Origin of the sequence: Dechloromonas sp. TW-R-39-2 (genome assembly GCF_016864195.1) — a bacterium.
In the GTDB taxonomy this organism is placed as follows: domain Bacteria; phylum Pseudomonadota; class Gammaproteobacteria; order Burkholderiales; family Rhodocyclaceae; genus Azonexus.
Genome location: NZ_CP045202.1, coordinates 3,242,157 through 3,264,705, shown reverse-complemented (window position 1 = coordinate 3,264,705; position 22,549 = coordinate 3,242,157). Strand labels below are relative to the sequence as shown.

Annotated in this window: 18 protein-coding genes, 1 tRNA gene and 2 pseudogenes; 16 read left to right on the top strand and 5 right to left on the bottom strand. The window is 57.9% G+C overall.

The features are described 5' to 3' along the window. Positions 1–5 precede the first annotated feature (5 nt). From phoR to GBK02_RS15805, 8 genes are all read left to right on the top strand, one after another. Positions 6–1,298, top strand: coding sequence for a phosphate regulon sensor histidine kinase PhoR (phoR, locus tag GBK02_RS15840; protein ID WP_239003075.1), 1,293 nt, complete (start codon positions 6–8; stop codon positions 1,296–1,298). Between the two features lie 95 nt (positions 1,299–1,393). After that, positions 1,394–1,469 (top strand) — tRNA-Met (locus tag GBK02_RS15835). 111 nt (positions 1,470–1,580) lie between these two features. Further along, entirely contained in the window at positions 1,581–2,669 is a 1,089-nt protein-coding gene (gene trmA, locus GBK02_RS15830) for a tRNA (uridine(54)-C5)-methyltransferase TrmA (RefSeq protein ID WP_203467560.1), read from the top strand. A 204-nt stretch (positions 2,670–2,873) separates the two neighbouring features. Next, a complete protein-coding gene (locus GBK02_RS15825) occupies positions 2,874–4,004 on the top strand; it encodes a sensor histidine kinase KdpD (RefSeq protein ID WP_203467559.1) in 1,131 nt (376 codons plus the stop codon). A 24-nt stretch (positions 4,005–4,028) separates the two neighbouring features. After that, positions 4,029–4,424 carry a response regulator transcription factor gene (locus tag GBK02_RS15820; RefSeq protein WP_203467558.1) on the top strand — a complete coding sequence of 132 codons (396 nt, stop codon included), beginning with the start codon at positions 4,029–4,031 and terminating at the stop codon, positions 4,422–4,424. Between the two features lie 2 nt (positions 4,425–4,426). Beyond that, the gene (locus GBK02_RS15815; RefSeq protein WP_203467557.1) at positions 4,427–5,614 is read left to right on the top strand and encodes an ABC transporter substrate-binding protein; all 1,188 of its coding nucleotides are present in this window, start codon (positions 4,427–4,429) and stop codon (positions 5,612–5,614) included. A gap of 13 nt (positions 5,615–5,627) precedes the next feature. Beyond that, positions 5,628–9,023 (top strand): PAS domain S-box protein, encoded by a 3,396-nt coding sequence (locus tag GBK02_RS15810; protein WP_203467556.1) that lies wholly within the window; start codon positions 5,628–5,630, stop codon positions 9,021–9,023. A gap of 12 nt (positions 9,024–9,035) precedes the next feature. Beyond that, entirely contained in the window at positions 9,036–9,923 is an 888-nt protein-coding gene (locus GBK02_RS15805) for an HD-GYP domain-containing protein (protein WP_203467555.1), read from the top strand. 39 nt (positions 9,924–9,962) lie between these two features. Here the strand turns inward: GBK02_RS15805 and GBK02_RS15800 are convergent. Next, a pseudogene (locus GBK02_RS15800) lies at positions 9,963–10,565 on the bottom strand (ATP-grasp domain-containing protein); the annotation flags it as partial. A 245-nt stretch (positions 10,566–10,810) separates the two neighbouring features. Between GBK02_RS15800 and GBK02_RS15795 the strand changes: the two are divergent. Further along, positions 10,811–11,632 carry a hypothetical protein gene (locus GBK02_RS15795; protein WP_203467554.1) on the top strand — a complete coding sequence of 274 codons (822 nt, stop codon included), beginning with the start codon at positions 10,811–10,813 and terminating at the stop codon, positions 11,630–11,632. A 77-nt stretch (positions 11,633–11,709) separates the two neighbouring features. Then, positions 11,710–12,927, top strand: coding sequence for a formate-dependent phosphoribosylglycinamide formyltransferase (gene purT / locus GBK02_RS15790; RefSeq protein WP_203467553.1), 1,218 nt, complete (start codon positions 11,710–11,712; stop codon positions 12,925–12,927). 57 nt (positions 12,928–12,984) lie between these two features. Here the strand turns inward: purT and GBK02_RS15785 are convergent, their stop codons facing one another. The 3 genes and pseudogenes from GBK02_RS15785 to GBK02_RS15775 all read right to left on the bottom strand — a co-directional run. Next, entirely contained in the window at positions 12,985–13,803 is an 819-nt protein-coding gene (locus tag GBK02_RS15785; protein ID WP_203467552.1) for a hypothetical protein, read from the bottom strand. After that, positions 13,800–14,249, bottom strand: a complete 450-nt coding sequence (locus GBK02_RS15780) for a hypothetical protein (RefSeq protein WP_239003073.1) — start codon at positions 14,247–14,249, stop codon at positions 13,800–13,802. The genes GBK02_RS15785 and GBK02_RS15780 overlap by 4 nt, the downstream gene beginning before the upstream one ends. A gap of 49 nt (positions 14,250–14,298) precedes the next feature. Further along, positions 14,299–14,895: pseudogene (locus tag GBK02_RS15775) on the bottom strand (ATP-grasp domain-containing protein); the annotation flags it as partial. Positions 14,896–15,062: 167 nt separating this feature from the next. Here GBK02_RS15775 and GBK02_RS15770 point away from each other — a divergent pair. The 6 genes from GBK02_RS15770 (at position 15,063) to GBK02_RS15745 (ending at position 21,225) form a co-directional block, all read left to right on the top strand. Next, the gene (locus GBK02_RS15770) at positions 15,063–16,727 is read left to right on the top strand and encodes a glycosyltransferase family 39 protein (protein WP_203467551.1); all 1,665 of its coding nucleotides are present in this window, start codon (positions 15,063–15,065) and stop codon (positions 16,725–16,727) included. After that, a complete protein-coding gene (locus tag GBK02_RS15765; protein WP_203467550.1) occupies positions 16,720–17,544 on the top strand; it encodes a phosphatase PAP2 family protein in 825 nt (274 codons plus the stop codon). The genes GBK02_RS15770 and GBK02_RS15765 overlap by 8 nt, the downstream gene beginning before the upstream one ends. A 45-nt stretch (positions 17,545–17,589) precedes the next feature. Continuing rightward, positions 17,590–18,375 (top strand): UDP-2,3-diacylglucosamine diphosphatase, encoded by a 786-nt coding sequence (locus GBK02_RS15760; protein ID WP_203467549.1) that lies wholly within the window; start codon positions 17,590–17,592, stop codon positions 18,373–18,375. Continuing rightward, positions 18,376–19,557 carry a glycosyltransferase gene (locus tag GBK02_RS15755; RefSeq protein ID WP_203467548.1) on the top strand — a complete coding sequence of 394 codons (1,182 nt, stop codon included), beginning with the start codon at positions 18,376–18,378 and terminating at the stop codon, positions 19,555–19,557. A gap of 73 nt (positions 19,558–19,630) precedes the next feature. After that, the gene (locus GBK02_RS15750) at positions 19,631–20,050 is read left to right on the top strand and encodes a diacylglycerol kinase (RefSeq protein WP_203467547.1); all 420 of its coding nucleotides are present in this window, start codon (positions 19,631–19,633) and stop codon (positions 20,048–20,050) included. Beyond that, positions 20,047–21,225 (top strand): glycosyltransferase family 1 protein, encoded by a 1,179-nt coding sequence (locus tag GBK02_RS15745; protein ID WP_239003072.1) that lies wholly within the window; start codon positions 20,047–20,049, stop codon positions 21,223–21,225. The genes GBK02_RS15750 and GBK02_RS15745 overlap by 4 nt, the downstream gene beginning before the upstream one ends. Here GBK02_RS15745 and GBK02_RS15740 read toward each other — a convergent pair. After that, entirely contained in the window at positions 21,165–22,478 is a 1,314-nt protein-coding gene (locus tag GBK02_RS15740; protein WP_203467546.1) for a carbohydrate porin, read from the bottom strand. The genes GBK02_RS15745 and GBK02_RS15740 overlap by 61 nt on opposite strands. Positions 22,479–22,549 lie beyond the last annotated feature (71 nt).

Genomic DNA, 22,549 nt, shown 5'->3' with positions numbered 1-22,549 from the left:
GCCGGGTGTCGTCACAACTGATTCGGGCAGTTTTGCTGGCTTTGCTGGCGGCGCTTCTGGCGCTGCCCGTTGGCTATTTCGTGGCCCATTGGGCTGGCTGGGCCGTCTTTTGCTGTGGCCTGGGGCTGCAACTGGCTTTCCACTTTCGCAACTTCGCCCGTCTGGAGCGCTGGTCGCGGTCACCGGTCGTCGATAGCAGCCTGGAAGGTGAAGGTGCCTGGGATGGTGTTTTCGGCCGTCTCTATCGCCACGAAAAGGATTTGCGCACCAAGCTGGCCCAGCGCGATCACGAAATCAGCATGCTGATTGCGGCCGGACAGGCATTGACCGACGGGGTCGTCCTGCTCGATGCCAATAATCTGATTCTGTTTTGCAATACGACGGCAGAAATGCAGCTTGGCCTGGTGATTCGTACGGATCGGGGGCAGCCTGTCGTCAATCTGGTTCGCCAACCGGAGTTCGTCAATTATCTCGGCAGTAACGATTTCTCGCGGCCGCTAACCTTGAGAACAGAGCGGAGCGAGGATCGCGTTCTTTCGATTTTCGTCATTCCCTATGCCGGCGACCGCCGGCTGATGCAGATCAAGGATGTGACGCAGACCGATTTGCTGGATCGCATGCGGCGCGATTTCGTAGCCAACGTTTCGCATGAGTTGCGTACCCCGCTCACCGTGCTGGCTGGTTTCCTTGAAACCTTGCAGGAAATCGAGGTCGACCGCGACGAGCAGGCACGTTACCTCGGCATGATGATTGACCAGTCTCGCCGCATGGAATCGATCGTCCAGGATTTGCTGACGCTTTCCTCGATCGAGTCGGCGCCGCCGCCGGAGAGTGAGATCGTCGATATGGCCAATATCGTCGATAAATTGCGGCGCGATGCCGAGGCGCTTTCGGCCGGGCGGCACAGCATCGTGATCGAAACCGACGGCCAGGGCGACCTGCGTGGCTCCGAGCCTGAACTGGTCAGTGCTTTCGGCAACCTGGTGGCGAATGCCGTGCGTTATACGCCAACTGGTGGAAGGGTGCGGATCAGCTGGCGCGCCAATACCCAGGGCGCCGAGTTTGCCGTGCAGGATACCGGGATCGGGATCGACGCCAAACATATCCCGCGGCTAACCGAGCGTTTTTATCGCGTCGACCGCGGCAGGTCGCGCGATGCCGGCGGTACCGGGCTGGGATTGGCCATCGTCAAGCATTCGCTGAGTCGCCATCAGGCACTGCTCGATATCAAAAGCACGCCGGGCGTTGGCAGTCGCTTTGCCGCACGTTTTCCAGCCAGTCGGGTGGTCGGCGTCTGAGTTGTTTAAACGGATGGCATGTCGTCGAATAATATATTTTACGATTAAGCTTGACGTAAGGTTCCGCATGCTGGATAGTGCGCACCTCTGACGGACGCGGGATGGAGCAGTTGGCAGCTCGTCGGGCTCATAACCCGAAGGTCGCAGGTTCAAGTCCTGCTCCCGCAACCAATTAATTTTGCTGGCTTAAACGCCGGATTCGTCAGGGAAACAAGCGAGAAGCGGCCGGCAAATTTGCTGGCCATTTTGCTTTTTGGGTTCCCCATTTCCTCCCCGGACATCATGGCACTTCCCGGCATCGACCCCACTCAGTACGCGGCACAACTGGCCGCCAAGCTTGAACTCTTCAAGCAGTCATTCGCCCCTTATGGCCTGCCCGAGCCCGAGGTTTTCTGCTCGGCCCCACAGCATTACCGGATGCGTGCCGAATTCCGCATGTGGCATCAGGACGAGCGGGTCGATTACGCCATGTTCGATGCCGAGCGACCGAAGCAGCCGGTGATTCTCGATACCTTCCCGGTGGCCAGCGAAACGATCTGCACGATGATGCCGATCCTGCGCGATCGTCTGATCGCCAACGAGGTCTTGAAGCATCGCTTGTTCCAGATTGATTTCCTGTCGACCTTGAGCGGCGAGTTGCTTGTCACGCTGATTTATCACCGCAAGCTGGACGACGAATGGGAAGCGGCGGCACGTGCCTTGGCCGCAGATTTGAACATCCAGCTGATCGGCCGCAGTCGTGGCCAGAAAATTGTCGTCGACCGCGACTGGGTGCTCGAAGCGTTTGAATTGAACGGCCGTCAGCTGCGCTACAAACAGATCGAAGGCAGCTTCACCCAGCCGAATGGCGGGGTCAATCGCCAGATGCTCGCCTGGGCCTGCAAACAGGCGGCCGGGCTGGGCGGCGACCTGCTCGAACTGTATTGCGGCAACGGCAACTTCACGGTGGCGCTGGCGCCGTTGTACGAGCGCGTGCTGGCCACCGAAGTCAGCAAATCATCGGTCTATGCCGCGCAATACAATCTTGAAGCCAACGCAATTGAAAACACCGCGATGGTCCGCATGTCGAGCGATGAAATCAGCAATGCGCTGACCGGCAAGGAAATCTTCACGCGGATGAAGGATGTCGATCTGGACAGCTATCGTTTCTCGACCATTTTTGTCGACCCACCGCGCAGCGGGCTGGATGAGACGACGCTGGCGTTGGCCGCTGGCTTCGAGCACATCCTCTATATTTCCTGCAATCCGCAAACCTTGCAGGAAAACGTTGCGGCCTTGCAGGCGACGCACCAGATCGTCGCTTCGGCGGTGTTCGACCAGTTTCCTTATACGCATCATCTGGAGTCCGGGCTGCTGCTCAAGCGGCGCTGAATATTTTCAACCCGGGCCAACTGAAGCCGATGGTTTTTCCATCGGCTTTTTTTCGTTCGCCACGAGGAGAAATGTCAGACAGGGGATTGCTGCGGTCTACGCGATAAAACAACAAAAATGAGTTGTTCAATAATAAATATAAAATTGACAAAAATACAAAACACGAATAGTTTGTCATAAACATCTGCGCAGCGAGGTTCTTCCATGTCGGCCAATTTGCAAATTCTTTTCGATAGCATCGACCAGGGCTTGCTGATTTTGTCGCCCGATGGCGTGGTGCGTTTTTCGAATGTCGCCGCGACATCGCTCTTCAATCTGACGCTCGGCAAACCGCTCGGGATCGAGGGCGTTCAGGTCCAGCTCGCGGCGCTCGGTCGTGGCTACGTCAAGTTACCGCTGGAGTTTGAAATCGAGGCGCCGGGCAAGACCTGCCAGGGTGACCGGCTCAAGCTGAAGGTGCTTGAATCTCCTGTCGGCGGCGGCTACCTGCTGGTGGCGCGCAATGTCAGCGAGGCGACGCGCTTCGACACGATCATTACCAATCTGGCCAATTTGATGTCGGTCGAACTGGCTCAACCGATGCGCCGCTTCTCGGAGAATCTGGGGGCCTTGCTGGTTGCCACCGTGCCCGATCTCGATGCGCGTTATGCCTTGTCCGAAGAGGTGCGCAAGGTGCTCGGCCAGGGTGAGGAAATCGCTTCCCGTGTGATTCAACTGGCTTCCTTTGCCGAAATATTTGCCAAGTCGCCGGTTGTTGCCGCCGAGCGGATCCAGGTGCTCGATCTTGTTTCTGCGCTGATTCGGCGGCTGCGCCCGCTGCTCGATGAGCGCAACATCAAATTCAACATGAACGGCCTCAATCAGGAGCTGCCCGTGATTTACGGCAGCCGTGACTGGCTGGTCGAGGCGCTTTATGGCTACATTGAATACATGCTGAAGCATTGTCGGGTTCGTTCCGATCTTGAACTGGTGGCTCGTCCCTACGGCAATTTTCTCAGCTTGCAAATCCGCAATCACGGGCGCGGCTTGCCGCTCCAGGCAGCCTCTCGCAGTCACCTGCCGTTTTCTCAGCAAGCCAAAGGCGCTTCCGGTGGGCAACCTTTACAGAGTCTTGGCTTGGGCATGGCCCTGTGCAAACAGATTGTCGAACTGCACCACGGCAGTCTGAAGCTGAGCGAAGAAGACGACGAAATTACGGCCTTCGTCCTTGAATTGCCGGCCGGTGCACCGGGTGATGCGGTGGTGCCCAATCTGGATGCTGAGCAGGCACGGCGTTACGCCCAGGATTTGATGCGCCTGATGCAGCGTCAGCGCGCAAATACAGATAGCAACTAAGTAAATAGCGATCGGGAGAACAGCATGAGCGAACGAAAAATAATTCTGATCATTGAGGATCAGGCAGATATCCGAAAATTGATCAAGATGACCATGGAGCTTGGCAACAGCGAAGTTCACGAGGCCGACAACGGCGAAAATGGCTGGCATATGGTCAAGGCGCTGCGTCCGCATCTGGTCCTGCTCGATGTGATGATGCCGGGCAGTCTGGACGGTTACCAGGTCTGCCAGAAAATAAAGCAGGATCCTGTTCTGCGGCAGACTGCGGTCGTTTTGCTCACAGCGCGCGGGCAGCAGGCCGATTTTGACATGGGCCACCAGGCCGGTGCCGATGCTTACCTGACCAAGCCTTTCAGTCCGTTGGAGTTGATCGACACGGTCGATGGCTTGCTCGATAAATCCAACCGCCAACCGGTGTAATCATGACAAGCAACCTCGCATTGCGTCGTTTTACCGCCGCCGCCTTTTTGATGCTGGCTGGTATTGTCCATGCGGCCAACGAGCCGGTACAGATCGGTCTGGATCTTGAAGTTGGCGATCTGAGTAGTACCTCCGATGAGGCGATTCGTCTGGGGGTTGCCCAAGCCGTGGCGGAAATCAATCAACGCGGCGGGGTGCTGAATGGCCGTCCGCTGGAGGTGCTGGTTCGCGACAATCGTTCGGTGCCGGCGCGTGGCGTTGAAAATCTGCGGACTTTTGCCGCCATGCCGGATGTCGTTGCCGTGATGACCGGAAAATTCAGCCCCGTGGCGCTGGAGCAGGTCAAGGAATTACCTGCCCTCAAGATCGTGCTGCTCGACCCCTGGGCAGCAGCCGATGGCGTGACCCAGAACGGGCAATCGCCCAACTGGGCCTTTCGTCTTTCCTTGTCGGACAGCATGGCTGTCTCGGCGGTGTTGCGTCAGGCGCGCAGCCGTGGCTTGACGCGCCTGGGCGTCTTGCTGCCGAATATTTCGTGGGGCCGCAGTACGGCACAGGCGCTCAAGGCGCAGGCCAGTGCTGCCGGTGTCGAGATCAGCGGGACCGAGTGGTACAACTGGGGCGGCGATCCGACCCTGATTGAGCGTTACCTGGCATTGCGCCAGTCCGGGGCGCAGGCCATTTTCCTGGTTGCCAACGAACGCGAAGGCTCCCAGCTGGTGCGTGGGTTGGCCGAGTTGCCGGATGCGCAGAAACTGCCCGTGATCAGTCATTGGGGAGTCAGTGGCGGAGATTTCCCCAAGCTGTGTGGCGACAGCCTGCAGAAAATCGATTTTGTCCTTGTCCAGACATACAGCTTCGGCACGGCGCGCAATGAGTCCGGCAAGGCGCTGGCTCGTGCCGCCCAGAAAGCATTCGGGGTGAGCCATCCGGACACCATTCCATCGCCTGTCGGCATTGCCCATGCTTATGATTTGACGCATCTGCTGGCCTTGGCGATCAAGAAAGCCGGCTCGGCCGATCGTGCGGCAGTACGCGCAGCGATGGAGCAGTTGGGGCGTTTTGAGGGAGTCGTCAAACGCTACGACAAACCATTTACGGCCGACAATCATGAAGCCCTGCGCGAGCGCGATCTGTTTTTTTCGCGCTATCAGCCCGATGGTCGATTGTCGCGGATAGAAAAGAACTGAGTGGGGTGCGACGATGAACACCCCTGTCGTTGCCAAACTATTACAAAGCAGCACCCGGTTTTTCGATTGGTATGAGGGCAGTCTGGCCAATCGGTTCAAACTGAAAACCCAGTTGCTGGTGACTGTGTTGTTGGTCGGGTTTGCCACACTGACGTATCCGCAGCTCTTTTCCCTGGTCCAGGAGTCAGCCAGCCAGCATCTTGAGGCAATGGCCATCCTGACCTCCCAACGTATCGAGTCCGATCTGGACCGCCTGCTGATCGAAACCGAAAAGCTGTCACACCGGACCCTGGTTGCCAACGGTCTGGCGGACTCGGTCGGCAGCCAGGTCTATTTGCGCCCTTATCTGTTGGAGCATCGCCAGGGCTTTCCCGACCTGCTTTCCCTGCAACTTCTGGATGCGCTGGGGCAGGTGGTCGCCTCTGCCGAGCAACATCCGCCGGTGGCAAAGAACGCCTTGCAAAGCGTCATGAGCCATGAAAAAGCGGTGTTCGAGCTGATCTCCGAGGGGAATCGGGTTGTCTTGGACGGTGCTTATCCGGTGCGTTATCAGGCGACCGGGTCTACTGAAGGGGCTCTGGCCATGGAAGTCGATCTGTCGCAGCTTGCCGGACGGGTGATCAATACCATGCACAACCCGGAAAGCTTGCCGCTGGTCGTTGTCTTGCAGGATGCCAGCGGTCGCGAGATATTTTCGAATGCTCCCGCAGGTGACGGCGACTGGCTGATGGTCGAACAGACATTGCATGGCGTTCTCGCCGAAAAAGGCTTTCCACTGAAGTTGACCGTCAGATTGCCGAAAAACGTGGCCTACGCCCCGTTGCTGAAAATGAAAATGGTTGCGGCGGTGATGGCGCTGGTGACCTTGCTGATTGCGCTGTACCTGAGCCGCCAGATTTCCGAGAGCGTGGTTCGTCCGCTCAGCGAAATGAGTCATCACGCCATGGAAATTGCCGGGGCCGGTCCCTCCGGGCTGAGCCAGTTGCCGGTGACGCGGCGCGATGAAATCGGCTGGATGGGAACGGCGTTCAATGAGATGGTCTTTTCGTTGCGTCAGATTTACGAAAATCAGGAAGCCACGGTTCTGTTGCGTACCGAGGAGCTGGCCAGTACGCAGGCACGTTTGGCCAGCGTTCTGGCCAATATTGATGACGTGATCTATTCGATGCCGATCGACTTTTCGATGGTCAGCTATATCAGTCCGGCTTCGACCAAGATATTCGGCCATCCGCCCTCGGCTTTTCTTGAAAATCCGGGGTTTTTCGAACAGCAGGTCAGCCTGGTGGATGTCGAACGGTTGCTTGAGGCCAGGCACAATCTTTCGGCCGAGGGCGAAACCGAGCTGCGCTATCGCATTGTTCGTCCCGATGGTGCCGAGCGTTGGGTGCTTGATCGTTTCCACCAGGTCATGGATGCCAATGGCTCACCGAGTGGTGTCGCCGGCGTGATTCAGGATGTGACCTCGACCGTCGAAGCGGAGGCATCGTTGCGTTTGCGCGAGCGGGCGCTGGCCTCAAGCTCCTGCGGGGTCGTCATCGTTGATATGTTGTACGCGCATCAGCCCATCCTTTATGTCAATGATGCTTTCGAGCGGATTACCGGCTACAGCGCCGCCGAGGTCATCGGCAAGAATTGCGGCATGTTGCAGGGCGGACGTAATGAGGATCAGGGCTTTGCCTTGGGGCAGATGCGCCAGGCCATCCGTAACGGCGAGAGTTGCAAGGTCGTTTTGCGCAATTACCGTAAAAATGGCCAGATGTTCTGGAATGAGCTCCAGCTTTCGCCGCTGCTCGACGATAGTGGGCGCATCACGCACTACATCGGGATTCAGAACGATATTTCAGCCAGCATCGAGGGCACGCAGGCGCTGGTCGAAAGTGAAAACCGCCTGGCCCTGACCATCGATGCGCTGCATGAAGGCATCTGGGACTGGAACATGGTCAGCGACAGCTTGATCACCAGCCCGAGCTGGGCTGCGGTGCTCGGGCTGGATCCGGCCAATTATGTCGGGGCGCATCCCCTGAGTTCGTTTACCGACCTTTTGCCGGATGAGTGGCACGATCGCCTGTTTGCCGCGATCCGCCGCCACATTGATGGCGAAGCCGAGGATTACGAGCTGGAGCATGAAATGATTCGCGGTGACGGCCGGCGTATCTGGGTGACCAGCCACGGTCGCGTGGTCGAACGCGGCGCGGGTGGGCAGCCCTTGCGCATGGTCGGCAGCATTGTCGATGTGACGCAGCGGGTCGAGGCATCCGACCGGATTATCGCCCTGATGGGGCAGCTCGATGTCATTCTGACGCTGACGCCGGACGGTATCGCCTATTTCAACAACGATGGCGTCGTTTCATTCATCAACCGGGCCTTCGAACAACTGACCGGTATCAAGGCCGGCGAGGCATCCGGCTTGTCTTCCCGTGACTTCATCGAGTTGCTGCGTTCGCGTGTCGACCCAGCCCAAGGGTTTCCCGATCTGCTCAATCTCCACCATGAGACGGGTGACGAGCGGCACCTGATCCATATCCTGCAGCCACGCCAGCGAGTCCTGCAGGTCAGCTGGCATAGTCCGAGCGAAGGGAGTTCGGTCGTGGTCTACCTGCGCGACGTGACGCATGAAACCGAAGTCGACCGCATGAAGAGCGAGTTCTTGTCGACCGCCGCCCATGAATTGCGCACACCGATGGCCAGCATCATGGGATTTGCCGAATTGCTCACGCTGCGCGATTTTGGGCCGGAGCGGACACGCGACATGCTGGGAACCATCAATCGCCAGGCCAAGCGGCTGACCGACCTGATCAATGAACTACTCGACCTGGCTCGCATCGAGGCCAGGGCCGGCAAGGATTTCAAGATCGCGCCGTACCCGCTGGTGCCGGTGATCAATGATGCGATTGCAGCATTGAATGTGGATGGCGACCGCGGTCGCATGCAGTTTGTCGAGCCGGCTTCCCAAGCTGTCGTGCCGATCGATCCGGCCAAGCTGCAACAGGCGATTATCAATATCCTGTCGAATGCATACAAATACTCGCCCGATGGTGGCCCGATCGAAATTTCGGTCAGCCGGCGTATCCAGGGTGGGGGGGAACAGATCGGCGTAGTGGTGCGCGACCATGGGATGGGCATGACGCCGGAACAGTCCGATCGCCTGTTCGAACGATTTTTCCGGGCCGATCCATCGGGCAATATTCCCGGAACCGGCTTGGGCATGTCGCTGGTCAAGGAAATCATGGATGCCATGCACGGTTCTGTCAGCGTAGACAGTCAGTTCGGGCAGGGGACGACGATTGCCCTGTGGTTGCCGCTCGACAGTGCCGCCGTGCCGGTTCAGGAGGTTTCAACCAAACAACCCAAGGCCTACGGCGAATTGACTCTCTGGCAGGACGACGCGCCGGTTGAAACCGCACAATAAAGGAGCTTTTCGATGACCGCCCTAAAACAGAACAACGTGGCCTTTCCGTTTGATGCGGAATTCGTCCTTGATGACAATTCATTGCTCGATATTCCGCCGGTGCAGTCTCGCCCCGGTATGTTGGAAACGCTGAACCGTCTTGAAAATGAAAAACTCAGCGCCTACAGCCAGATGCACCGGATGGTGGCGGATATTGCCCTGCTCAAATACCAGCGGGAAGGCAGCCAGCGCGAGGTTGGGCAGGTGCATGCCGACTCGCTTTACCGCCTGGCGCTGATGGCCGAATACCGGGCCGGCGACGGTGCCGCCAAAATTGCCCGCATGGGTGTGCTATCGGCCTTGCTCACCGTGTCGATGGGGTACGAACTGGAGTTTTGCGATGCCATGCAGCTCGCCGCTCCTTTGCTCGATATCGGCGAAATCAGCTGGCCGGATCATTTGCGGCAAGTGCCCGAGCTGAACGATGCCGACCGGGTCTTGATGCAGGCGCATTGCCAGGTGGGCAGCCAGCTCCTCGACGGAGCGAGGTTTGTCGAGCTGCGTCTGGCTGGTGAAATCGCCCTGTCGCACCATGAAAATTTCGATGGTTCCGGTTATCCGCTGCGCCTGAGCGGTGAGGATATTCCCTTGGGTGGCCGGATCGTGGCGGTAATCGATACCTTCGATGCCTTGTGTTCAGAGCGCCCTTATCGACCGGCATATGCGCCGCAGAAAGCGGCCGAACTGGTCATTTCCGGTAGCGGAAGTCGTTTCGACCCGGAGATCATTCGCGCCTTTCAGCGCGATCTGCCCCTGTTGCTGCAGGTTCGCAAGGAGATTTCGATACCGGAGCTGGCTAACCGCGCCGGTTTGGTTTTCGGCCAGCCGCCCGAGGCCGGGTTGTGGCAAAAATTCATCTAGGGTGGGTTGACCGGAGCATTGCCGCGGTCAACGCCGAAATCAGGCCGCAATCGGCTTGACCTTGCTGGCGGCCAGTTTGGCGCGCTGACGAGCTTCGTCGGTATCTTTTCCATTCGCCACAGCGACCCCCATCCGGCGTTTCTTGAAGGATTCAGGCTTGCCAAACAGGCGCAGGTCGCTGCGCGGCACGCTCAGTGCCTCGGCCAGCCCCTCAAAGGCGATGCCCGTTGCTTCCATGCCACCGTAGATCACAGCCGAGGCGCCGGCTTCTGACAGTGCGGTGTCGACCGGCAGGCCGAGGATGGCGCGGGCGTGCAGTTCGAATTCCGAAAAGCGTTGCGAGCAGAGCGTGACCAGCCCGGTGTCGTGCGGCCGGGGGCTGACCTCCGAGAACCACACCTTGTCGCCCTTGACGAAGAGTTCGACGCCGAACAGGCCGCGCCCGCCGAGATTGCCGGTCACGGCGGCGGCGATTTCCTGGGCGCGCTGCAAAGCGGCGGGCGTCATCGGCTGCGGTTGCCACGACTCGACATAATCGCCGGCCACCTGGATATGGCCGATCGGCTCGCAGAAGTATGTCTGCACCTGGCCTGCTGCATCGCAGGCACGCACGGTGAGCAGGGTGATTTCGTAGTCGAAGTCGCGCATAAGTGCAAGTTGTAATAAAATGGACGCCACAAAATTGTTGTAAATCAAAGAGGTCGAGCCTTGCCGAAAGTCCATTCGTGAGAGGTTTTGATGGACAAATAACGGCGGGAAGTGTCCATTTTGTTTATTCTCTGTTTGTCGCGTATTCCGACCAAAGGAGCCACTCTGTCTGGCACAAAACGCCACCCAGTAGGCACACGGCATGGTCTGCAGATGATGCCCAATAAAGAGGGAGTGAGATGTCTCGCAAATCAGGCGCAGTGGGAAACAGTAATTCGCAGAAGGTCAAAGATCTGCCAGCACTGGCAAACCAGAAAATAAAGGTTGGCCAGCCCAGCAAGTTCGTTCACTTTGTCCGCCTTAGCAAATTGCTGGGCGCGGTGGCGATGGTGGAACGCCTGCGGGAACAGTCGAAGTTCAATAAGGGCGGAAATTTTGCCTTTATGTGGGCACTCGACGCTGCCAATTCATCTAATTGGGATGCGGCGGCATTTAGCAAGTTTCCCAAAAAAGAGTTTGATACAAGCAATGCCATGCTCATGCTGTCACCAGGTATTCCGGAGAGTCGTTGTCACTGCACCGAATTCCAGTTGCTTAATGGACTTGAGAAAACCCAATCTGATAGCTATAAGCGCGTCAACGCCGTTGCCATTTATACCGAACGCTTCCCCTGCAAAAGCTGCACGGCTCTGCTTCTAAATTACAAGGGCCTGCGGCCCGACCTTGCGATCTGTATTTACCATACTGAGGAAGAGCACATGCAGCACGCAATTGCGCTGCAGCAGGCCAAGATAACGTTGCGCAGGGTTCCCAGACTCTCAGATGCCTTGCGGTTCGAGCCGAAGGTGGGTTCGGATTATGTCTTTGCTCATGGCAATACGCTGGAAAAATTTACTTTTATGGGACCTTCGGCACCGGACTTGAGCGAATGGAGGGATCAACAAGGAAAAATGATGGGAGACCTCCTCAACGACGCATGCTATCTCTTGGTAGGGGATGCAACGGGACAGCCTGTTCCCGGCACGCTGGCCTACCTGACAGCCCACTTCTCGACCACGTAAGCTATGCCAATTCGGCCTTTGGATGTCGTATTCGATAGGCTACGATGTTGCCCAATTCAACCTAACGCTTGATCTCTATGACAAACCACTGTTTTCGTCGTCTTGGAACCCCCCTTAGTCCATCTGCCGTCAAGGTTATGCTGCTTGGCGCTGGTGAGTTGGGAAAAGAAGTTGTCATTGCGCTGCAGAGACTGGGGGTAGAGGTAATTGCAGTCGATCGTTACGCAGATGCGCCGGGCATGCAGGTTGCTCATCGCTCACACGTTATTTCGATGACTGATCCCGTGGCGCTTCGGGCGTTGATTGAGGCAGAGCGTCCGCACCTTGTGGTGCCAGAGATAGAGGCGATTGCTACTGCGGTGCTAATTGAAATAGAGCGCGAAGGTCTCGCAGAGGTAATCCCAACTGCTCGCGCGGCCCAACTTACAATGAATCGAGAGGGGATCCGGCGCCTTGCAGCAGAGGAGTTAGGGCTACCTACCTCGGCTTACGCATTTGCGAGTTCTCTATCTGAGTTACAAGCCGCAATTGATGGGGGAATTGGTTACCCATGCTTTGTTAAGCCCGTTATGTCCTCCTCTGGAAAGGGACAATCGTTGTTAAGGGGCGCACCGGATGTCGCCAATGCTTGGGAGTTCGCTTTGCAATCGGGGCGGGTGAAGGAGGCTCGTGTAATTGTCGAGGCATTCGTGCCCTTTGAATACGAGATTACCCAGCTTACAGTGCGTGCACTTGGTTTGTCGGGCGCTATTGAAACCTTCTTTTGCGAGCCGATAGGTCACGTTCAGGTCGCAGGGGATTATGTCGAATCCTGGCAGCCACAGCCCATGTCTTCTATTGCTCTTGAGCGAGGCAGGGAGATTGCAGCTCGTATCACAGAGGCCTTGGGGGGGCGGGGGATTTTTGGAGTAGAGCTTTTCGTTAAGGGGGATGATGTCTGGTTCTCTGAAGTGAGCCCTCGTCCTCACGACACCGGCTTAGTGACACTTGCTTCACAACGACAATCTGAGTTCGAACTGCATGCGCGAGCTATTCTAGGTTTGCCAGTAGACCCCGATTTACGCCGTCCGGCGGCATCAGCCGTGATTTATGGTGGTGTGGATGCCAGAGGAATAGCCTTTGAAGGCTTATCCGATGCCCTTGCTGTGCCTGAATCTGACGTGCGATTGTTTGGCAAGCCAGAAAGTTTCAAAAAGCGTCGTATGGGTGTTGCTGTTGCTAGCGCTGATGATATTAATGAGGCTCGTCGCCGTGCGAAATTGGCGGCCAGCCGTGTTCGGCCGGTTCTTGGATAGCGCGAACATCTGTAGCTAGCAATATGTTTTTGGATCTTGATAAACCGCTGCGAAAAGCTACCGAAGTAGACGTACCCTAAGGGTCAGGACCGTTTGGATGCGTGCACCTGTGAGCAAAGCAAGCAGGTGAACTAGTGACATTTCGGTATTTTCGAGATTGATGAGGGCTTCCAAAAGCCACTCTTGCTCTGCTCCGGTAAGCGGCTTTAACTTTCCGCCATCGTCAATTGTCTCGACGAATGGGTCATCCTGTTTTCTGGGCTTGATAGAGATGTCGGTCGTTGCGATTTTTTTTGATTTTGAAAATCCTCTCGCATCCATATAGTTGATGTAACGGTCGGATTCTTGCCAGGTCGGATAGGCGGGCTTGATTAATTCTTGACCAACCAACCAGCGGTAAAAAGCAATTACTGTCCCCATGCGTCGTTTGGCAGTTGGTGCTGCCAGCTCACATGCTTCAACCTGAAACTTCAGCTCGCCATGATAGCGATAGGTCGGGCGGTGAAGCTTACGCTGCAAAAATAGGGTGAAATCGATCCCTTCGTTCTCAAGAAAGCCGAGGTAAGCAGAAAGATCCTCAGCAATGCTTGCATAGGTTCCCATGTTTGGCGTAGGGGTGCCTTCCAGTCGGGACAGAATATACAGATTAGCTACGTCCCAAGGGACTCCTGAGCGATCTAGGACTACTGGAAACAGGTTGTAATCGTAGCGAATCCACCGTGCTCTGCGCTGATGGTCAATTGAGGAAATCGGACGGTAATAGTATGTCGTGCTTTCAGCGTTCTCGCCGACCGCGAGGCTCCTCTTCTTCGCGCCAGGAGTGTTCTGATCGCAAACTTCTGAAAGAGCAAGGATTGGCAGAAGTAGTTTGCTCACTGTTGTTTATGCCCCTCGTTACTGCAAGCTACGATAGAGTCTAAACAGATTTTTACAGCCGGGACGAACCCTAAGCCAGTAACGTGTCGGACGAAATCAATCGAACCTCCGCCGCCCCTATGCAGCTGATCGTGACTTAGCAATTCATTGATCCACTTTTCGCCGGTAACAATGAACCGAAAGTCGCGGCTCTGGTAGCTCACCTGAATGCGAAATGAGCCCTTGCTGCAATCGTGGGGAGCGTAGCTGCTATCGAATTTGTAGAACGCCCCAAGAAAATCAAGAACGGCTGTGACACGAGCTTGCCTTGCCGTTTCAATTTCGGAACTAGTCCAAGGTCCGGCCAAGTGACACTCCTGAAAAGCACTACTGCGTTTTAATAAAAACGAAACCCTCAACCCCAAAAGCAAAACACCGACAAGGTTCTCTCCCTTGTCGGTGTCCATTCCAGCAAAACTTATGAATGCTGTCTACTTAGTGAATACTTGCACTTACGATGAAGCCTTCGACGATGATCCGGCCCGAATTGACCCGTCCGCCGCTGGCCGCGTAGTCCCAGGCAGTCTGTACATCGGCCGGGCCGCGCAGCAGCGACTGGCCCTTGCCGGACGAGGACATCACCGGCTTGACGATGCACGGGTAGCCGATGCCAGCATCGATCGCCGCCTGCAATTCGGCCAGCGAGTCGGCGAAACAGTAAGGCGAGGTGGCCAGGCCGAGTTCTTCGGCGGCCAGCCGGCGGATGCCTTCGCGGTTCATCGTCAGCTTGGCGGCGCGAGCGGTCGGGATGACTTCAGCCAGGCCTTCGCTTTCGATTTGAACCAGCATCTCGGTCGCGATGGCTTCGATTTCCGGCACGATGAGGTGCGGCTTTTCCTGTTCGACCAGGCGGCGCAGCGCGGCTCCATCGGTCATCGAAATGACGTGGGCGCGGTGCGCCACCTGGTGGCCGGGGGCATTTTCGTAACGGTCGACAGCGATCACTTCAACGCCCAGTCGCTGCAGCGCAATGATCACTTCCTTGCCGAGTTCGCCCGAGCCGAGCAGCATGACGCGCAAGGCGCTGGGGGAAAGCGGGGTGCCGATTTTCATGGAATTCTCCTGACGGTAGCAGTGCTGTCGAAGGCGACAGCGAGGTCAAGCGCGCAATCTAGGTGCAGCGGCGCAGTGCGTCAAGGCATGCTTGCTGAAACCTCAGCGTCACTGCGTTGTCATGCCGGCTTCACAGCGAGTTAATGATCGGCGGCTATTTTTACGCCATGTCATCCATTACTTTCTCAGCCCTGGCCGGTCGTTTTTCTGCGTCGGCGTTACTGGGCGGCCTCTCGCGCTGCCTGACTTCCCCGTGGGCCATCATCCTCGCCGTGGCCTTGGCTTTTTTGCTCAATGCCCACTCGCTGCCCTTGAGCGATGTTGATGAAGGTGCTTTTTCCGAAGCGACGCGCGAGATGCTGGCGCGGGGCAATCTGGTTTCGCCGACCTTGAATGGCGAAGCGCGGCATGACAAGCCGATTCTTATCTATTGGCTGCAGGCTGCTGCGGTCTACGTGCTGGGTGTCGATGAATTCAGTTTTCGGTTGCCATCGATTCTGGCGGCGTTGGCCTGGGTTGTCGTGCTGTACCGCTTTGTTGCCCGTCAGGAAGAGCAGAGTACTGCAGTCGTCAGCGTGCTGGCCATGGTCCTGTCGCTACAGGTCGGCTTTGTCGCCAAGGCCGCGATTGCCGATGCTTTGCTCAATTTGTTCATCTGCCTTGCCCTGTTCGCCATCTACGACCTTTTTCTGGCCGGGCGCAAAGGTTTGGGAACGACAGCGATTCGGCGCCAGCAGTGCCTGATCTATCTTGCGCTCGGTTTGGGTTTCCTGACCAAGGGACCGGTGGCCGTCTTTCTTCCACTGGTGATCGGAAGTTTGTTTTTTATTTCCGCAGGGGCCTGGCGCGAAGCGCTGCGCACAGCATTTTTCCTGCCTGGCTGGGTGATTTTCCTGTCCATCGTCCTGCCCTGGCATGTGATGGTTTTTCTTGATCAGGGCGATGCCTTTTTCCGCGGGTTCTACCTGCAACACAACCTGAATCGCTACGCCAGCACTTTCGAAGGCCACGGCGGCAATCCGTTTTATTACCTGCTGGTCTTGCCACTGGTCCTGATGCCTTTTTCCGGTTGGCTGCTGGCCATTGCCGGACGTCTTCTCGCGGGACTGAAGCGAGCCGATGAGGCTGCGTTGTTCGAACGTTTCCTGATGTGCTGGTTTGCGGTCGTCCTGGTCTTCTTCTCTTTTTCACGTACCCAATTGCCGCATTACCTGCTTTACGGCTGTACCCCCTTGTTCATTCTTCTGGCGCGTCATCGCCAGATTGACAAACAACGCTTGCTGGCCTTTCTGCCGGTTGTCCTCTGGGGGCTGCTGCTGGCGGCCTTGCCCTGGATTTTCGAACGGCTGGCCGGACATCTGACGCGCCCGCTTGAAATCATCCTGCTTGACGGGTTGACCGCAGCATTTGCCCGTCCGGCATCCTGGCTGCTGGCCTTGTTTGCCTTGCTGGTGTTGGCCATTTCTGTCTGGCGCCGCCTGCCGGTCTGGCAGGGCCTGGTCTTGATCGGCTTGCTGCAGGCCGGGTTGGTTTTTGGTGTGATTGCCCCGTGTGTCTTGTCCGTGACACAGGGGCCGGTGCGCGATGCAGGTGAGCTTGCCAGGTCGATGGGAGAGCCTGTGCTTGCCTATAAATTCAATCAGCCAAGCTTCAGCGTGTACCGCCAGGCCATCACGCCAGCCCGCGTTCCGGGCGCCGGGGAGTTGGTCATCACACGTCGTGATCGTCTGGATTCATTGGCACAGGAGGTTGCGCCCTTGGGCGTGACTGAAGTTTACCAACGGGGTTTTGTCTCATTGCTGCGGGTCGGGGAGAGCATCGCTCATGAATGACGCTACGCTTCAGTCGGAACAAGGTCCGCTTCTCTGGCTGGCCTTGTGTTTTGCCGGCAGCGCTGCCCTATTGGTCGGTATCAATGGCTGGTGGGGTGGATTTCATAGCGCGCAGGCGATCAGTGGCTTGCTGCCTCACTGGCTGTGGGAATCGCTGACGACGCTGGGTGATGAACGCATCCTGCTGGCATTGATGCTGCCCTTTTGCCAGCGTTATCCACGCGTTTTCTGGGCCATCGTGATGGCCAGCCTGATCGGCGCACTGGCTTGCCGCGGCATCAAATTCTGGGCTGAAATGCCTCGACCGGCAGCGATCCTGGGGGTCGATGAGATGACCTTGATCGGTGCGCGCCTGACCCGTCACAGTTTTCCGTCCGGGCATACCGTCTCGGCTTTTTGTTTCGCTGCGGTCTGGCTGGGTCTGCTTGGCTGGCAACGCTGCTGGCCGATCCTGGTGCTGGCTGTTGTTGCCGGGTTTTCACGCATTGCTGTCGGCGCGCATTGGCCGGTCGATGTGTTGTTCGGGGCGGCTATCGCATTCCTTGCTGCCTGGGCTGGATTGAGCCTGACCAATGTTTTTCGCTGGGGGCTGCGTTCAAGTGCGCATTGGGCGCTGGTTGGACTCGCCGCACTGGCCGTTGCAACCCTGCCTTTCGATGGGCAGGGCTACCCCGGCTCCTTGCCCTTCCGTCTGGCGATTTGTGCCTGGGGCCTGGCCGGTTTTCATGCTCACTATCTGGCAGCTATTCTGCGTCATGGTTGGGAGGGCGCAAGACGGCCTGCGGCAATGGCTTGGGCGGCTGCAACAAAACCTTAATCCGGATGTCACGGGCGATTCATTGTCGCCCTCTATCGTCGCCACATGCCCAAGGTTAGATCCATTTTCCTGTCTGACATCCATCTCGGCACGCGGGCGTGCCAGGCGGATCAACTGCTCGATTTTCTGCGCGAGTATTCGGCCGAACAGACCTTCCTGATCGGCGACATCATCGATTTCTGGGCGATGAGCCGCAGCATCCACTGGACGCAGCAGCAAAATACCGTGGTCCAGAAACTGCTGCGCCGGGCGCGTCATGGCGAGCGCGTCGTGTTCATTCCCGGTAATCACGACGAAGCCTTGCGCGATTACTGCGGCATTGTTTTCGGCGAGATCGAGGTGGTCAGTGAGCTGGTCCATGAAACGGCCGACGGTCGCCGCTTCCTGCTGATTCACGGCGACATCTTTGACCAGGTGACGCGGCATCACCGCTGGGTCGCGGTACTCGGTGACAAGGCTTATGACCTGCTCGTCCGGCTCAATCACTGGCTGTCCTGGGGGCGACGCAAGCTCGGGCTGGCCGGTTACTGGTCGCTGGCCGGTTACGCCAAGCGCAAGGTCAAGACGGCGCTCAATTTCATTTTCGATTTCGAAGAGTCGGCTATCCACCACGCCCGCGAGCGCGGTCTGGATGGGGTGATCTGCGGCCATATCCACTGGGCGACGATCCGTGACATTGGCGGCCTGAGTTACGTCAATTGCGGCGACTGGGTCGATTCCTGTACGGCCATCGTCGAGCATTTCGATGGTCGCCTAGAACTTGTGGCCTGGGGAATGCGCAGTCATCTCCCGGCCCTGGCTGCTCCGGCGGCAGACGTGGTGGAGGTTTGAATGCGTGTCCTGATGGTGTCCGATGTCTATTTTCCGCGGGTCAACGGGGTGTCGACCTCGATCGAAACCTTTCGCCGTACATTGTGCGGGCTGGGCGTCGATGTTCGCCTGGTCGTGCCGCGCTATGGCGATGAGGCCGAGCAGGAAGGGATCATCCGCGTTGCCGGCCGTTCGATCCCCGGTGACCGGGAGGATCGGCTGGTCGGCTGGCGGGCGATGCATCGCAGCGTACTTGAAGCGGCGGTGGATTGTGATCTGATCCATGTCCAGACGCCTTTCGTCGCCCACTATGCCGGCCTGAAAGCTGCGCGCCAGCTTGGTTTGCCGGTCGTGGCAACCTATCACACGCTGTTCGAGGAATATCTCCAGCACTATGCATCTTTCCTGCCTGCCGGCTGGTTGCGCCGGCAGGCACGCGCCTTCTCGCGTCGCCAGTGCAATGCGCTGGACAGTGTCGTCGTGCCATCAACGGCGATGCAGCAGCGCTTGCAGGAATACGGCGTGACCGTACCCTTGCAAGTGCTGCCGACCGGTATTCCGACCGGCCAGTTTGCCCAAGGGGATGGTGCGGCCTTCCGCTACAAGTACGGGATCTTGTCGACCCGGCCGATGGCACTTTTCGTCGGGCGCGTGGCGCATGAGAAAAATATCGGTTTTCTGCTCGATGCGCTGGTTCATGCCCGTGCCCTGCGGCCAGACATCTTGCTGGTCATTGCCGGCGAAGGTCCGGCGATGGATGACCTCAAAGCCCGGGTCAAGTCACTGGGTTTGCGCGATTCGGTCCGTTTCATCGGTTATCTCGACCGGGCGCAGGCTTTGCCGGATTGCTATGCAGCCGCCGATGCCTTCGTTTTTGCTTCACGAACCGAAACGCAGGGGCTGGTTCTGCTCGAAGCGATGGCGGCGGGCGTGCCGGTCATTGCGCTGGCCGATATGGGAACCATCGATATTCTTGCGCCGGGGCGGGGCGCGCTGTCGCCACCTCCGGAGCCAAAGGCTTTTGGCGAGGTCTTGGGGCACTACCTGAATAGCCCATCGACCTGGTCGCATCTGCGCCAGGACGCCCCCATTTATGCCGAAGAGTGGTCGGATAACGCGATGGCCGCACGATTGGCGGCACTTTATCGCCAGTTGGCAGGACGCAAAATCGAGCAGGAAAGTCCGTTGACCGCAGCAGCCTGATAACAGGTGGCCAATCTGGCCGATTACCAGGCCCGGCCGACCGGATGCGCCTGGGTACGTTCATGGAGAGTGCATGTCCGATTCGAATCCTGACCCCCTTGGCCTTGATCCGGCCAATGAGTCGCCTTTCAAAGGCAAGACCGGTTTGCGCCGGGTGTGGAATGCCTTCAATTATTCAATCGCCGGTCTGAAGGCAGCCTACCTGTGCGAAGACGCTTTTCGCCAGGAGGTTCGTCTGGCGGTGTTTCTTTTTCCGCTGGCTTTTCTCTTGCCGGTCCCCTGGCTGGGGCGTGGCTTGATGCTGGCCAGCTTGCTTTTTGTGTTGGTGGTGGAGTTGCTCAATTCGGCGATCGAAGCTGTTGTCGACCGCGTCAGTCTTGAAAATCATCGTCTGGCCAAGCGTGCCAAGGATATCGGCAGTGCTGCCGTGCTGGTCTCCTTGCTCAATGTGCTGGTGGTTTGGGCTTGTGTGCTGAAAGAGGTGCCCTGGTGAAATTGCATATTGTGTTTGTCACGGAAACCTTCGCCCCGGAAATCAATGGCGTAGCCATGACGGTCGGGCACCTGGTCGATGGCTTGCGCCAGAACGGTCACCGGGTCAGTCTTGTTCGTCCGGCACAGGGCAAGGATGATGTCGCCGGGCCGGACGAATGCATCGTCGGCGGCTTGCCCTTGCCGGGTTACCCCGGTTTGCGCTTCGGCTTGCCGGCGCAGCGGCGGTTGCGCCAAAGTTGGCGCGAACTTCGCCCGGATGTCGTCCATGTCGTGACGGAAGGGCCGTTGGGCTGGTCTGCGGTCAACGCGGCAAGACGCCTGAAAATTCCAGTGACTTCCGGTTTTCATACCAATTTCGACCGCTATAGCGCTCACTACGGGTTGGGCTGGCTACGACCGGCGGTGGCCGCTTATTTGAGAATGCTGCATCGCCGCACGCTGGCCACGATGGTGCCGACCGAGGCGCTGGCAGCCGAATTGGCTGGCGAAGGGATTGCCGGCGTGCGAGTTGTCGGGCGTGGCGTCGATACCGAATTGTTCGATCCTGCCCGGCGCAATGCCGGCTTGCGTCGGAGCTGGGCTGTACCTGAGCGCGGGCTGGCCTGCCTTTACGTCGGACGAATGGCGCCGGAAAAGAATCTTGCCTTGGTCGAGCAAGCTTTTGCCGCAATTCGTGCCCGTTGCCCCGAAGCTCGCATGATCTGGGTCGGCGATGGACCGTCGCGCGGCGGGTTGGAAAAGGCGCATCCGATGCATCATTTTGCCGGCCTGCGGACCGGTAGCGATCTGGCTGAACACTATGCGAGCGCCGATCTTTTTCTTTTTCCCAGCCTGACTGAAACCTACGGCAATGTCGTTGCCGAGGCCATGGCCAGCGGCCTGCCGGTGCTGGCCTATCGCAGTGCCGCGGCCGCCGAGTTGATCGGGGGCGGCAATGCCGGGCTGACCGTCACGCCGGGCGACGAGTCGGCCTATGTGGCGGCGGCGCTTGATTTACTCGATGCGCCGGAGCAACTGGATGAAATGGGCCAGCGGGCGCGACAGGCAATGCTGTCGCGCAGTTGGTCGAATGTCGTGGCCAGTTTCGAACGTGTCGTTTATGACGCGCTGGATCAGAATTCAGCGTGGAAGCGCAGCGATCCGATGTTGGCCGGACCGCGATCGGCGTTGTAGGCCGGATTGGCGATGCGCTGGTAATCGGCGCTCAACCACAGGCCGGAAACGACTTTCCAGCTGTAATAGGTTTCAAGGATATTTTCCGGCCGGTAATTCAGCCCGCCATCGCCGATGAAGAACGAGATGCCGCCTTTGGTCAGGTAGCTGCGGCGGTCGTTGGACAGTGAGTTGCGCGCCCAGGACAAGCCGAAGGTGTCATCCGGGCGGGCCCAGGCGGCACCCTTGAGCGAGATCCCCGTCGCAAACGAGGCATCGGCCTCGGTGAAGGCATAGGTTTCGGTCGCTCCATCCGCATGCATGGCACGCAGGAACATGCCGAGATTCTCGCTCAGCGATTGTTCGAGGTTGATCCCGAAGCCGTACTTGGTTTGGTCGCTGTTGCGGACATAGGAGATGGCCTTGGCATCGCCTCCCGGATGGCTGTCCAGCCAGTTGCTGGCATCACGGTAAGTGCCGAGCAGGGCACGGTTGCGGAAGGCCAGCAGGCGGATTTTCCCCGGCCGCTCGGCGATCGTGTGGCTGTGTTCGATTTCGATCTGGTCGCCGTAGTGGTGCATGATGCGATAGTCCATGACCGACCCGTTCGGCTCCTTCGGCCCCGTCATCCGGCCAAAGCGCAGTACCCATTCATCCTGGTACCACTCCCCGGCAAAGCCCCAGCCAAAACCGCGGGCATCGGCGGCATAGTCATAGGCGGCACTGGCCATGTTGCTCCAGTTGAGAAACTGGGTGCGCGGGTCTTTGGCGTAGGCATTGCCATCGAAAATGTCGAGCGTAGAAAAGTTGCCGGCTGTCAGGACAAAACGGTTTTTGGCAACCTTGCCTGCCATCTGGTTGAAGGCTGACTCGACGAACTCCGATTCATCGTCCAGTGCCCATGTCTGGCGCAGGAAAAGTCGCTGCCGATAGGCTTTGGGCTTGGTCCCGGAAACGCGGGTTGCTTCGCCATTGCTGAAGCCGCCCAGCCCGGTCAGGCCGGAGAGCGGGTCGCCCTGGCCGATCTCGACGTTGAGATAAACCTCACCGTTCTGCCACGGCCGTGCCCCGAGATAGGCACCGGAAGTGAAGGTATAGCCGCGTTCATGCTTTGCGGAAAGACTGTTCGGCCCGCTGTAGTTGGCTTGGAATCCGGGGGATTTTTGCCAGATGTAAGTGGCTTGGCCTTTGGCTTGCCATTGTTCTTCAATTTCTTCGGCCTGGGTCAGCGGAGAAAAAACAAGAGCGAGCAGGAGGGTGGGCGTGAAACGCATGGAATGAGTGCCGCATTTTGAGAAGTGGGCGCGATTATAAAAGCAGGAGATGAAGCTGGCGTTACACAATC